11 protein-coding genes are annotated in these 12,863 nt (G+C 70.3%); 10 read left to right on the top strand and 1 reads right to left on the bottom strand.

What is annotated here, in order from left to right; genetic code table 11:
- Positions 1-3 precede the first annotated feature (3 nt).
- From LPW41_RS14415 to LPW41_RS14390, 6 genes are all read left to right on the top strand, one after another.
- A complete protein-coding gene (locus LPW41_RS14415) occupies positions 4-1,758 on the top strand; it encodes a GAF domain-containing protein (RefSeq protein ID WP_230705213.1) in 1,755 nt (584 codons plus the stop codon).
- 121 nt (positions 1,759-1,879) lie between these two features.
- On the top strand, positions 1,880-3,154 hold the full coding sequence (locus LPW41_RS14410) for a hydroxymethylglutaryl-CoA reductase, degradative (protein ID WP_230705212.1): 1,275 nt from the start codon (positions 1,880-1,882) through the stop codon (positions 3,152-3,154).
- On the top strand, positions 3,151-4,128 hold the full coding sequence (locus tag LPW41_RS14405; RefSeq protein WP_230705211.1) for a hydroxymethylglutaryl-CoA lyase: 978 nt from the start codon (positions 3,151-3,153) through the stop codon (positions 4,126-4,128). Before LPW41_RS14410 ends, LPW41_RS14405 begins: the two co-directional genes overlap by 4 nt.
- Positions 4,125-5,354 (top strand): CaiB/BaiF CoA-transferase family protein, encoded by a 1,230-nt coding sequence (locus LPW41_RS14400; protein WP_154097749.1) that lies wholly within the window; start codon positions 4,125-4,127, stop codon positions 5,352-5,354. The genes LPW41_RS14405 and LPW41_RS14400 overlap by 4 nt, the downstream gene beginning before the upstream one ends.
- Positions 5,351-6,172, top strand: a complete 822-nt coding sequence (locus LPW41_RS14395) for a hypothetical protein (RefSeq protein ID WP_230705210.1) — start codon at positions 5,351-5,353, stop codon at positions 6,170-6,172. Before LPW41_RS14400 ends, LPW41_RS14395 begins: the two co-directional genes overlap by 4 nt.
- Before the next feature lie 50 nt (positions 6,173-6,222).
- Positions 6,223-7,062: a hypothetical protein gene (locus LPW41_RS14390; protein WP_230705209.1), complete on the top strand. Its 840-nt coding sequence runs from the start codon at positions 6,223-6,225 to the stop codon at positions 7,060-7,062.
- Positions 7,063-7,215: 153 nt separating this feature from the next.
- Here the strand turns inward: LPW41_RS14390 and LPW41_RS14385 are convergent, their stop codons facing one another.
- Entirely contained in the window at positions 7,216-7,776 is a 561-nt protein-coding gene (locus tag LPW41_RS14385) for a flavin reductase family protein (protein WP_144834659.1), read from the bottom strand.
- Between the two features lie 325 nt (positions 7,777-8,101).
- On the opposite strand from LPW41_RS14385, the gene LPW41_RS14380 reads away from it, so the two are divergent.
- From LPW41_RS14380 to LPW41_RS14365, 4 genes are all read left to right on the top strand, one after another.
- On the top strand, positions 8,102-9,088 hold the full coding sequence (locus LPW41_RS14380) for an ABC transporter substrate-binding protein (RefSeq protein WP_144834661.1): 987 nt from the start codon (positions 8,102-8,104) through the stop codon (positions 9,086-9,088).
- A 133-nt stretch (positions 9,089-9,221) separates the two neighbouring features.
- Positions 9,222-10,796, top strand: a complete 1,575-nt coding sequence (locus LPW41_RS14375; protein ID WP_230705208.1) for a sugar ABC transporter ATP-binding protein — start codon at positions 9,222-9,224, stop codon at positions 10,794-10,796.
- Positions 10,793-11,836 (top strand): ABC transporter permease, encoded by a 1,044-nt coding sequence (locus LPW41_RS14370; RefSeq protein ID WP_144834665.1) that lies wholly within the window; start codon positions 10,793-10,795, stop codon positions 11,834-11,836. Before LPW41_RS14375 ends, LPW41_RS14370 begins: the two co-directional genes overlap by 4 nt.
- The gene (locus LPW41_RS14365) at positions 11,836-12,858 is read left to right on the top strand and encodes a sugar ABC transporter permease YjfF (RefSeq protein ID WP_230705207.1); all 1,023 of its coding nucleotides are present in this window, start codon (positions 11,836-11,838) and stop codon (positions 12,856-12,858) included. The genes LPW41_RS14370 and LPW41_RS14365 overlap by 1 nt, the downstream gene beginning before the upstream one ends.
- The last annotated feature ends 5 nt before the right edge of the window (positions 12,859-12,863 follow it).

The raw sequence follows: 12,863 nt of genomic DNA, 5'->3' as shown, positions 1-12,863 counted from the left end.
ACGGTGCCGTCGTCGAATCCCACCCCGCCGTCGCCCGCCCCGGGCGTCGACGATGTCGCGGGCCTGCGCCGCCGCACGGCCGAGTTGACGGCGCTGTTCGCCAGCGCTCGCGAGTTGACGGCGGTCCGTGACACCGATGCCGTGCTCGCCCGCCTCGTCGAACGCGCCCAGGAGCTGCTCGCGGCCGACGTCGCTTATCTCTCGGAATTCGACGACGTCGATGCGACGCTGCGAGTGCGGGCGACCCGCGGTGCGGTCACCACGGCGCTACGCGAACTCGTGGTCCCTCCCGGGCGAGGGCTGGTGAGTGCGATCGCGGAGAGTCGGATGCCACGGGCGGTGCGCCGCTACGACCTCGTCGCCGCGGAACGTCATTCGATCGGGGTGGATGCCGCGGTGACCGGCGAGGGCATCGTGTCGATGCTCGGGGTGCCCCTGCTATCCGATACGCGGGTATTGGGCGTGCTGTTCGTCGCGGAGCGACGCGAGCGCGTCTTCACCCCCGATGACACCGCCCTGCTGGCGGCGCTCGCCGACCATGCTTCGGTCGTGCTGCAGACGGCCGCGGCCCTCGCCGATGCCCGACGGCAGGCTGATCTCGCGCGCGCCGCCGTCGCCGAGCTCACCGCTCACGTGGCCGCTCGCGACCGCGCCAACCGCGTGCACCGCGAGCTCGTCGATGCGGTGCTCGCGGGCGGCGGTCTCGCCCCCGTCGCCGGTGCCCTCGCGCACGCTCTGCAGGCGCCGATCGTGATCGTGGACGCAGCGGGGTCGATCCGCGCGGCCGACGGCGGGGCCGACGCCGATCTCGCGAGTGGCGCGCTCGGCCCCGTCGGCGACGCGGAAGACGCCTACGAGCGCACCGTCAGCCTCCTCACCGCCGGTGGGCGGGTGCTGGGCGCGATCGTCGTGGGGACGCCCGCTCGTCCCCTCGACGACGTCGATCGCCGCACGATCGAGCGTGCGGCGCAGGTCGCCGCCCTCCTCGCCCTGTCGGAGGAGGCGGTGGCCGAGGCCGATCACCGTCAGCGTTCCGATCTGCTCGTCGACCTGGTCACCGCGTCGCCGCAGAGACGTGCCGACGTGGCCTCGGCCCTGCGGCGGGCCGGGGTCGAGGAAGAAGCGCTCACCGCGGTGACGGCCTTCGCGGTGGTGGGGATCGAACGCGCGGCGACGGCCCGCGCGGTGGCGCATCATCTCGGAAGTTCCGCCCTGGTCGGCGAGCTCGATGGTCTCGTGGTGGCTGCGCACGCGACGGCTCTCGACGCGGCTGCGTTCGCCGCGCTGCGCGAGCATCTCGACACCGAGGTGTTGGCGGTCACGGGCACGGTCGACGACGGAGGGCCATCACGGGCGGCAGGGCAGGTCCGCTCCGCCCTCGCCCTGGCTCGCGCCCTCGGTCTCCGCAATGCCCTCGTCCCTGCCGACGAGATGCTCCCCTACGCGGCGACGATCGGAGCGGACCGCCGCGCGTTGCTCTCGTTCCTCGACGCGTCGCTCGGGGCGGTGCGGCGACATGACGACGCCCGTGGAAGCGACCTGCTCGCGACGCTCCGTGCGTTCGTCCGCCATGGAGCGAGCCCCACCCGCACGGCCCGCGCGCTGACGTTCCACACGAACACGATCCTGCAGCGGCTCGAGAAGCTCGACGCGCTGCTCGGTGACGGGTGGCGCGACGACGAGCGCTTCTTCCGTCTGTCCGTCGCGGTACGGCTCGACGAAGTGCGCGAGCGGATGGAACGCGGTGCGGGTGGATGAATCGCCCACCCGCGGTCCTTCGGTGTGTGCGACCCGTCCCTACTCGGCCGGCCCACGTCGACCTAGCGTCGAAGGGACGCCGCGGTCGACGCGGCTCATCACCGCCCGCAAAGGAGCCCGCGTGACCCCCACCAGCCGACTCTCCGGACTCCGCGACCACGACCCGCTCGAGCGTCGGGCTCTCGTCGAAGAAGGCGCCGGCCTCGGACCCGGGGCTCTCGCCTGCCTCGACCCGGCTCAGGGGCTCACGCTGTCTCAGGCCGATCACATGGTGGAGAACGTCGTAGGGATTCTCGGCGTGCCCGTGGGCATCGCGACGAACTTCCGCATCGACGGTGTCGACCGACTGGTCCCGATGGCGACCGAGGAGCCGTCCGTCGTCGCAGCCGCGTCCAATGCGGCGCGCATCGCCCGTGCGACCGGCGGTTTCTCCACCTCGACGACGGGCGATGTCATGATCGCGCAGGTACAGGTGGTCGACGCCGTCGACCCCGAAGGGGCGCGACTGCGTCTGCTCGAAGCCCGAGACGAGCTGCTCGCGCTGGCCGACGCCCAGGACCCCCTGCTCGTCTCTCTCGGCGGCGGAGCGAGCGACATCTCCGTGCGGACGCTCCCCACCCGCACCGGTACGCAGGTCATCGTGCACCTGCACGTCGATGTGCGCGACGCGATGGGCGCCAACGCGGTGAACACGATGGCGGAGGCGCTCGCTCCGCGGGTCGCCGAGATCGCCGGTGCCCGCACCCTCCTGCGCATCCTCACCAACAAAGCGGACCTGCGTCTCACCCGTGTACGGGCCGTGTTCCCCGCCGATCTGCTGGGCGGCGCTCAGGTGGTGGCCGACATCGAGGCGGCCAGCGCCTTCGCCGAGGAAGACGCCTATCGCGCCGCCACCCACAACAAGGGCATCATGAACGGCATCACGGCCGTGGTGCTCGCCACGGGCAACGACACCCGCGCAGTGGAGGCCGGATGCCACTCGCACGCGGCCCGTGACGGTGCGTACCGGTCGCTGTCCCGGTTCGAGCGCACGCCCGACGGCGACCTCGTCGGAACCCTGGAGGTGCCGCTGGCGGTGGGACTGGTCGGCGGTGCGACCCGCGCGCACCCGACGGCCCGCGCGGGCGTCGACCTCCTGCGGATCGATTCGGCCCGCGAGCTTGCCGCTACGATCGCCGCAGTGGGGCTCGCGCAGAATCTCGCGGCGTGCCGGGCCCTCGCCGCAGAGGGCATCCAGCGCGGTCACATGACCCTCCACGCTCGCACGATCGCCGCCAGCGCGGGGGCGACGGTGGGTGAGATCGCCGAGGTCGCCGCGCGCATCGTGGCGGACGGACGCATCCGCGTCGAGCACGCCGTCGAGGTGCTCGCCGATCTGCGCAGGAGCTCGTCGTGAGCGATCCCTTGCCGGTACGCCGTCCCCGGCCCGTTCCTGTCGAGGGGATGCCGGCTGCGGTCAGTGTCTACGAGGTCGGACCCCGCGATGGGTTGCAGGCCGAGAGCGACGTCATCCCCACTGCGGTGAAGGTCGCACTGTGCTCCCGCCTGTATGCCGCGGGGGTGCGCGCCCTCGAGGTCACGAGCTTCGTGCCGCCGTCGTGGATCCCGCAGCTCGCGGATGCGCGCGAGGTCGTGGCATCCGTCGACGTGCCTGACGGCGCGCGAGGTGTCGCCCTCGTCCCGAACCGTCGCGGACTCGACGACGCCCTGTCCGCGGGGGTGCGGGAGGTCGCCGTCGTCGTGAGTGCGACGGACTCGTTCGCGCGGGCGAACCTGAACACCGACCGCGCGGGATCGATCGCCCGCGCGACCGAGGTCGTCGCGGAGGCTCGGGCGGCCGGCATCCCCGTCCGCGGGTATGTCTCCATGTCGTTCGGCGACCCCTGGGAAGGGGCGGTCGACACCGCAGCCGTGGTCGATGCCGCCTCCGCGTTGAGCGCATCCGGATGCCGCACGCTCGCTCTCGGCGACACGATCGGGGTCGCGACGGCGGGCCACGTCGAGCGCACGATCGATGCGGTGGCGGCCGCCGGAATCTCCCGTTCCGCTCTCGCGCTTCACCTGCACGACACGTACGGCCAGGCCCTCGCCAACGTCTACGCGGGCCTTCGCAACGGCGTGGTCGAGTTCGACTCCTCGGTGGGTGGGCTCGGCCGCTGCCCTTACGCCCCGGGGGCCACCGGCAACCTCGCGACCGAGGACCTCGTCTGGATGCTGGAGGGCCTCGGCATCCGCACGGGAGTCGACCTCGTCGCCCTCGCGCGCACGAGCGCATGGCTTTCGAGGATCCGCGGGCGCCCGTACGCCTCCCGGGTCGCCGCCGCACTCGACGCCTCGCCCATTCCCGACTGGGAGGAGACCCCCGCATGACCACCCTTCTCGACCCCGGTGCCGGCTCGCTCAGCGGCGTCGTCGTGCTCGACCTGTCGCGCGTGCTCGCCGGGCCATACGCGGCGCAGATGCTCGCCGACCTCGGCGCGACCGTGATCAAGATCGAGAACCCCCGCGACCCCGACGTCTCGCGCGGGTTCCCGCCCTATCTCACCGACGGCGACGAAGAGTTCAGCGGGTACTACGCGCAGTACAACCGCGGCAAACTCGGCGTGGGACTCGACCTGACCGCCCCCGGCGGCGTCGAGACGCTGCGCGAGCTGGTGCGTCGCGCCGACATCCTGGTCGAGAACTTCCGCCCTGGCACCATGGCGAAGCTCGGCGTGGGCTACGAGGTGCTGCGCGAGGTGAATCCGCGGCTGGTGTACGTCGCCATCTCCGGGTACGGCCAGACCGGATCGCGCAGCCGCCGTCCCGCCTTCGACAACACCGCGCAGGCGGCCGGCGGGCTGTGGTCGATGAACGGCTACCCCGATCAGCCGCCCGTACGCGTCGGCGTGACCATCGGCGATCTCTCCGCCACGTTGTTCGCCGTCGTGGGAACGCTCGCAGCGCTGCGTCACGCCGAGCGGACGGGGGAGGGGCAGTTGGTCGATGTGGCCCAGGTCGACAGCGTGCTCGCCCTCACCGAGACGGCGGTCGTCGACTACACCGTGCGGGGAGTCGAAGCCACGCCGGCCGGCAACGAGCACGCGTGGGTGCGGCCCTACGAACTGTTCGACTGCGCCGACGGACAGGTGTTCTTCGGGGCCTACACCGACAAGCTGTGGCGCGCGAGCTGCGAACTCTTCGGTGACCCCGAGGCCGCCGACGACATCGAGATCGACACGATGCGCAAGCGGTTCGACCCCGAGGTCTACGCTCGGCGGGTCAAGCCGCTGGTGAGCCGCTGGCTTGTCACCCGCACCAAAGCCGAGCTCGAGGAACTGGCGGGAGATGTCATCCCGCTCACCGCCATCAAGACCATCGGAGAGGTCGTCGACGACCCGGGCACCGCCGAGCGCGACATGGTCGTCGAGGCCGATTACGGTCCACTGGGCGTGCTGCGCATGTTCGGACAGCCGATCAAGCTCAGCGCCACCCCGGCGACTCCGAACCGTCGGGCCAACCGCTTCGCCGAGCACTCGGACGCCGTGCTGATGGGTCTCGCGGGGTACGACGCCGAGCAGATCGCCCGACTCCGGGCGACGGGAGCGCTGTCATGACGGTCGTACGCACGCAGGCGGTGGACGCCGCGCATGCGGAGGGCTATCGAGGCACTTTCGCGGCGGGGCAGTCGCCTCTGACCGCATCGGGGGCGCTCCCTCCCGCGTGGGAGGGGATCCTCTTCCCCTTCGCCGTGCCCTTCGCGGATCTCCGGCCGGATGGAACGCCCGCGCGCGACGGCATCCTTCCCGAGATCGACCTTCCTCGCCGCATGTATGCGGGGGAGGACACGGTCTTCGAGGCTCCGCTCCGCATCGGCGACGATGTGACGCAGGCGGCGCGGGCCGGGACCCTCACGGAGAAGAGCGGCGCCCGCGGGCGGCTCGTGTTCGCCGACATCGAGCGCACCTTCGCGGTCGGAGGCCGCGTCGTCGCGCGCAGCACCTGGCACGACGTCTTCCTCGGCGCGGCGGACGGCCCTCCCCGCCCACCGCGCATCGACTCCGCCGCGGTGGCCGACGCCGACTGGATCGAACTCGTTCATCTCGACGCCCGGTATCTGTTCCGGTTCTCGGCGCTCACCGGCAACACCCACCTCGTGCATTACGACCGGCGGTGGGCGCAGGACGTTGAGGGACTCGCCGACCTTCTCGTGCACGGGCCCCTGCTGCGGATCTTGATGGCGGACGCCGCGCGTCGTCACGCGGGGGGCCGTCGTATGACGGCGTTGAGCGTGCGGATGACGGCGCCCGCCTTCGTCGACACGGACATCCGCCTATGCGGCAGTGCCGAAGCGTCCCGTGTGCTCGCCGTCGGCCCGGGCGACGAGGTGCTGGCGACAGCCGAGATCGCCTTTTCCGACGCCGGGGCGTTCTGACCCACATCCACGCGGAGAGGTAGATTTCGTCCACGGCGGAAGGAGCGCGGATGCGGTGGACACTCGCGGTGATCCCCGCGCTCGTGCTGTGCCTCACGGGATGCGCGCCGACCGCCCCGGCCGAGCCCGCCCCCGCACTGTCGGCCGACCTGTACCAACCCCGCTCCGACATCGCCAAGGGGCGCATCGCCGTCAGCGTCACCAACGGCAGCGAGCGCACCGTGACGATCACGGGCGTGCGACTCGTCTCGGGGGACCACCCCGGCGACCCGGCGTGGGATGGTCGGCCCGTCGACCTCGAGCCGGGGAAGGGATCGCCCGACCTGCGGATCGCCCTTCCGGATGCCGTCTGCGGCGAGCAAGCGGCATCCGCCGTCGTCGAGGTGGACTGGCGGGATGCCGCGTCGTCGGGCACGCAGACCATCACGCCCGGCGATCGGTTCTCGTTCCTCCCGGCAGCTCACGCGACAGCGTGCTTCACCGCTGCGGTCGACGAGGTGGCGACGATCGAGTCGGCCGACTTCGAGGGCGGCGGGCCGGGGACCTCCGCCGACCTGGTCGTGGCCATCGGCGCGGGCAGCGGTGACGGATCGTTCACCATCGACTCCGTCGAGGGGACGACGTTGCTGGCGCCGTGGGACGGCACGGGTGGGGCCCCGACGGTGATGATCTCGCGCGTCGTGCGGGGGACCGACGCCGCAAGCGAGCTGCGCGTGCCCTTCGTCTCCAACCGCTGCGATGCGCACGCGCTCGCCGAAGACAAGGTCGGCACGCTCATCCCGTTCGCCGTCACCACGGCCGACGGCCAGACGGGGACGGTACGGCTGGCGGCGTCCGACGACCTGCGCCGCAAGATGTACGACTTCTACGCGGCGTTCTGCGGCCTTTGACGCGATTTCGCGGGGCCCTTCACGCTGAGACTGCATTTCGCTGACGAGTCCGTTGCAGCCTGACGCCGGGTCGTCAGCGAGTTGCAGTCTCGCCGACCGAGGCGACCGAGCCGGCCGAGCCGACCGAGGTGGGCCCGCCCCGACCCACTGGGATCAGTCGAGCCGCGAGTGCTCGCCGAGGCGGTGCCAGGTGCGGTTGTGGTAGACCAGCGCGGCGCCGGGCTCACCGGGCTCGAGGTCGCGCTCGACGTCGACCTGCAGGGCTTGGGCGGCGATGACCGTGGAGCCGCCGGCATCCATTCGGCTGACGATCTTGCACCGCAGCCACGCCCGCACGCCGTGGTAGACGGGCTCGCCGGTGGCCAGGCGCGACCAGGTCGACGTGTCGGCGAAGCGGTCGAGGCCGCTGGTCGCGCCCGCGCGGGCGAGCGAGATGTCTTCGGCGTCGAGCAGGTGCACCACGATCGTGTCGGCCGCGATGATCGTGGGCGTCGCTGACGACAGCGCCGACACCGAGAAGATCAGCAGCGGCGGATCGGCGCTGACCGACGACACCGACGACGCGGTTAAGGCGACGGGGCCGTTCTCTCCGTACGCGGTGATGACCGCGATCCCGCCCGGGTGCCCGCGGAACGCGCGCTTGAAGTCGTCCGCCGAGACCGAGGTGCCGATGGCGGGAGTGCTCTCGGGGGCTGCATGCGGAAGGGAAGTCATACATCCACGGTAGGCGCTCACCGGGCGCGGGGCATCGCTGGGCGCAACACGACGAAACGCTCCCGTGCCCGTCATCGACCGTTCGTGCGCGGATCCCCGGCAGGCCGGCGGCCGCACTCGCGCCGTCGCGCCCCGGCGGCGAAGGCCTCCGTCGCCCCGCCATGCGCCCAGTGTGAAGCTTCACATTTATCAATCTGTGACATTTGCCGGAGCGAGATTGCTTGACAGCACGCGTTGTGTGAGCGCTAACATTCCCACACGGCGCACCCGAGGTGCTGCATACATGACACCGGCACAGGCGCCGGCGAAACGAGGAGGTTTCATCATGAAGGCGAACAAGATCATCGCGGGCGCAGCGCTCGTCGGAGCGATCGCACTCACCGCGACCGGCTGCGCAGGCGGCGGGGGAGCAGCGGCGGGCGGCGGCGGAGGCGGCAGCGACGTCATCACGGTCGGCTTCGCGCAGACCGGCTCCGAGAGCGGCTGGCGCAGCGCGAACACCGAGTCGATGAAGGAGGCGTTCAGCGAGGCTAACGGCTTCAACCTCATCTTCAACGCGGCCGACAACAAGCCCGAGGCGCAGATCGCCGCGGTCCGCAGCTTCATCAATCAGGGCGTCGACGCGATCGTGCTCGCTCCCATCGTCACCGACGGCTGGGACGACGTGCTCAAAGAGGCCAAGGACGCCAACATCCCGGTGATCCTCGAAGACCGCACGGTCTCGGCATCCGAAGACCTCTACGCCAGCTGGGTCGGACTCGACTTCAAGAAGGAGGGCGAGACGGCCGGCAAGTGGGTGGCCGACAACTTCGGCTCGACGCCCACCAACATGGTCGTGCTCGAGGGCACCACCGGATCGTCGGCGGCGACCGACCGGGCCGAGGGCTTCAACTCCGCGATCTCGGGCACCGACATCAAGGTGCTCGACTCGCAGACCGGCAACTTCACCCGCGCCGAGGGCAAGACGGTGATGGAGGGCTTCCTGCAGAAGTACGGCTCGCAGATCAACCTGCTCTTCGCGCACAACGACGACATGGGTCTCGGCGCGCTCGAGGCGATCAAGGCGGCGGGTCTCACGCCCGGCACCGACATCAAGATCGTCACGATCGACGCTGTCAAAGACGGCATGACCGCGCTGTCCAAGGGCGAGTTCAACTACATCGTCGAGTGCAACCCGCTGCTGGGTGAGAAGGCTGCCGAGATCGTGAAGAAGGTCGTCGCGGGCGAGTCCGTCGACAAGAGCTACATCGTCGAAGACCAGGCCTTCGACCAGGAGCAGGCCGCCAAGGTCCTCGACAGCCGCCCCTACTGATCCGCAGGGATCGGCCGTCGTTCCCACGGCGGCACCCGTCCGATCGCCACGGCATCGACGGAACATCCTCCCCGGCGTGCGGGGCCGGGCCCTCCCCGGTCCCGCACGCCACCGATCAGAGAAAGCGATCGACATGACACCCGAACGATCCGCCGTGGTCGAGATGAGCGGCATCACGATCCAGTTCCCCGGGGTGAAGGCGCTCGACGACGTGGACTTCACCCTCCGCGCCGGCGAGGTGCACTCGCTGATGGGCGAGAACGGAGCCGGCAAGTCCACTCTCATCAAGGCGCTGACCGGGGTCTACGGCATCGACGCGGGCAGCATCCGCGTCGCCGGTGAGGAGCGGCAGTTCCGCACCACCGCCGACGCACAGGCCGCCGGCGTCGCCACCGTCTACCAAGAGGTCAACCTCTGCCAGAACCTCACCGTCGGTGAGAACGTCATGCTCGGCGCCGAGATCCGCCGAGCGGGCATGGTGGATTGGAAGGCCACGCACGCCGCGGCCGCCACCTACCTCGCCGAGCTGGGCGTGCACATCGACACGCGTTCGATCCTCGCCAGCCACTCCATCGCGGTGCAGCAGCTGGTCGCCATCAGCCGCGCGATGGTCGTCGACACCAAGGTGCTCGTGCTCGACGAGCCGACCTCGAGCCTCGACCGGGGCGAGGTGGAACAGTTGTTCTCGGTGATCCGCGACCTGCGCGACCGGGGGGTGGCGATCCTGTTCGTGTCGCACTTCCTGGACCAGATCTACGAGATCTCCGACCGGCTGACGGTGCTGCGCAACGGCACGCTCGTCGGCGAGTACGCCATCACCGAGCTCGGCCGCGAGCAACTCGTGGCCAAGATGATCGGCCGCGAGCTGGGGGAGCTGGAATCGCTCTCCGCCAGTGCCGAGCGGCCCATCGACCGCACGGGTACGCCCGTGCTGCGGGCCTCGGGCCTCGGCCGCAAGAACGCCCTCGAGCCCGTCGATCTCGAAGTGTTCGGGGGCGAGATCGTCGGGCTCGCAGGGCTCCTGGGTTCGGGTCGCACCGAGCTCGCGCGACTGCTCGCCGGTGCGGACCGTCCCGACCAGGGATCCGTCGACGTCGGCGGCACCGCATCGCGCACGGGCTCGCCCCGTCACGCCCTCGACCGCGGCATCGCGTTCTCGTCGGAAGACCGTCGTGCCGAGGGCATCGTCGGCGACCTCACCGTCGCCGAGAACATCGTGCTCGGCATCCAGGCCCGACGCGGGGCGATGCGCCGCATCAGCGCCGCCGAGAAGCAGGCGGTGGTCGACGAGTACATCACCGCCCTCGGGGTGCGGCCCGCCGACCCGAACGCCCTCATCCGCAACCTCTCGGGGGGCAACCAGCAGAAAGTGCTGCTCGCCCGGTGGCTGGCCACCGCCCCCGAGCTGCTCATCCTCGACGAGCCCACGCGCGGCATCGACGTCGGCGCCAAGGCCGACATCCAGCGCAAGGTCGCCGAGCTCGCCGAGAAGGGCCTGTCGGTCGTCTTCATCTCGTCGGAGCTCGAGGAGGTGCTGCGCATCGCCCAACGGGTGGCGGTGCTGCGCGACCGTCGTAAGATCGGCGAGCTGGCCACCCGCGACGTCGATCTCGACGCCCTGGTGACCTACATCGCCGAGGGGCAGTCGCAGCAGGCCGCGCCCACCGTACCCGAGACAGTGTCGTCCGATCGGGAGAAGATCGCATGAAGAAGTTCCTCGCGCACCGCCTCGTCTGGCCGATCGCCGCGCTCCTCGCGCTGATCGCCGTCAACACGATCTCGCGCCCCTCGTTCTTGAGCGTCACCGTGCAGAACGGTCAGCTCTACGGCTCGCTCATCGACATCCTGCGCAACAGCGCACCGTTGATGCTGGTCGCGCTCGGTATGACCCTGGTCATCGCCACGCGCGGCATCGACCTCTCGGTCGGGGCGATCATGGCCGTCTCGGGAGCCGTCGCGCTCACCGTGATCGAGGCCTCGCCCGACCCGGGCAACCTCGGCGTCGTCTTCACCGCGATCGCCGCGGCCGTGGGCGTCGCCCTCCTGCTCGGGGTCTGGAACGGGTTCCTCGTCTCGGTCCTCGGCATCCAACCCATCATCGCCACGCTCGTGCTCATGCTCGCCGGTCGCGGTGTCGCCCTGCTGATCACGGGCGGCTTCATCACGACCATCAACAGCGATCCGTACAAGTTCATCGCGGGCGGGTACGTCCTGGGACTGCCGTTCGCGTTCTACGTCTCGATCGTCGCGGTGCTCGTCATCGGCGTGCTCGAGCGGCGAACGGCCCTGGGCATGCTGACCGAGGCGGTCGGCATCAACCCCGAGGCGAGCCGTCTGGCGGGCGTCCGCTCGCGCGGCATCATCTGGGGCGCCTACATCGCCAGCGGTGCCTTGGCAGGCATGGCGGGAATCCTCTACAGCTCGAACATCATGGCGGCGGATGCCAATGCGGCAGGGCTCTACATCGAGCTCGACGCGATCCTCGCCGTCGTCCTGGGCGGCACCTCGCTCGCGGGCGGCAAGTTCAGCCTCGCGGGCACCGTCGTGGGCGTCTTCACCATCCAGACGCTCAAGAGCACGATCACCTTCCTCGGTGTGCCGCCCGCGGTCAGCCCCGTGTTCATGGCCGTGGCCGTGCTCATCGTGGTGCTGCTGCAGTCGCGTCGGTTCCGCGCGTACTTCCACACGGCGGGCCGCTCCGCGGCGCGCCCGCTCACCCGACGTCCTGACGCAAAGGTGCTGTCCTGATGGCCACTCTCACCGAAGAACGGCGCACGGCGTCGTCGTCGCCCACCTCGACCTACCGTCGCTTCCTCAGCCGCCACATCTCGTGGGTGCCGGTGTTCGCCGCGGTGATCATCCTGGTCGTGATGATCGCGGGGGCCATGTACTGGTTCCCCAACTTCCAGCTCCCGCGCATCATGTCGTCGATCCTGCTCGACAACGCGTACCTGCTCGTGCTGGCCGTCGGCATGACCTTCGTGATCCTCACCGGGGGCATCGACCTGTCGGTCGGAGCGGTGATGGCCTTCACCGGCATCCTTTGCGCGAAGATGCTCTCCGACGGCGTTCCCGTCGCCGTCGCCCTCCCCGCCATGGTGCTCATCGGTGCGGCGATCGGCCTGCTGATCGGCGTGCTCGTGCAGTTCTTCGACGTGCAGCCGTTCATCGCGTCGCTCATCGGCATGTTCCTCGCGCGAGGTCTCGCGTTCGTGGTGAGCCTGGAGTCCATCAAGGTCGACAACGAGGGTCTGCTGTGGCTGCAGTCGACGCGCTTCTCGTTCGCCGGGTGGTACATCACCCCCACCGGCATCATCGCGCTGCTGGTCGTCGCGCTCGCCGCCTTCGTGCTGCGGTACACGCGCTTCGGCCGCACCGTGTACGCGGCGGGCGGCAACGAGCAGTCGGCACGCCTGATGGGTCTGCCCGTCGTCCGCGCCAAGCTGTCGGTCTACGTCATCAGCGGGGTGTGCGCGGGGCTGGCGGGCATCGTGCTCACGGCCTACTCCGGTGCGGGATATCCGCTGAACGGTGTGGGTACCGAGCTCGACACGATCGCGGCGGTCGTCATCGGCGGCACGCTGCTCACCGGCGGCAGCGGCTTCGTGGTGGGCTCCATGATCGGCGTCTTCGTCTACGGCCTGATCCGCACGATCATCTCGTTCTCGGGTGCCGAGCAGTCGTGGACGCGCATCACGGTGGGTGCCCTGCTGCTGCTGTTCGTCGTCGTGCAGCGGGTCATCGTGTCGCGCTCGGCGCTGAGTCGGTGATTCTT

It is taken from the genome of Microbacterium sp. JC 701 (assembly GCF_021026215.1).
Taxonomy (GTDB): domain Bacteria; phylum Actinomycetota; class Actinomycetes; order Actinomycetales; family Microbacteriaceae; genus Microbacterium; species Microbacterium algihabitans.
The sequence above is the reverse complement of the archived record's forward strand: the minus strand, read 5'-3'. Positions and strand labels throughout refer to the sequence as shown.

Coding starts and splice junctions, on each gene's coding strand:
- LPW41_RS14375 (WP_230705208.1), top strand. CDS start 9,222: ATGACACCCGAACGATCCGCCGTGGTCGAGATGAGCGGCATCACGATC.
- LPW41_RS14400 (WP_154097749.1), top strand. CDS start 4,125: ATGACCACCCTTCTCGACCCCGGTGCCGGCTCGCTCAGCGGCGTCGTC.
- LPW41_RS14385 (WP_144834659.1), bottom strand. CDS start 7,776: ATGACTTCCCTTCCGCATGCAGCCCCCGAGAGCACTCCCGCCATCGGC.
- LPW41_RS14380 (WP_144834661.1), top strand. CDS start 8,102: ATGAAGGCGAACAAGATCATCGCGGGCGCAGCGCTCGTCGGAGCGATC.
- LPW41_RS14370 (WP_144834665.1), top strand. CDS start 10,793: ATGAAGAAGTTCCTCGCGCACCGCCTCGTCTGGCCGATCGCCGCGCTC.
- LPW41_RS14395 (WP_230705210.1), top strand. CDS start 5,351: ATGACGGTCGTACGCACGCAGGCGGTGGACGCCGCGCATGCGGAGGGC.
- LPW41_RS14365 (WP_230705207.1), top strand. CDS start 11,836: ATGGCCACTCTCACCGAAGAACGGCGCACGGCGTCGTCGTCGCCCACC.
- LPW41_RS14390 (WP_230705209.1), top strand. CDS start 6,223: ATGCGGTGGACACTCGCGGTGATCCCCGCGCTCGTGCTGTGCCTCACG.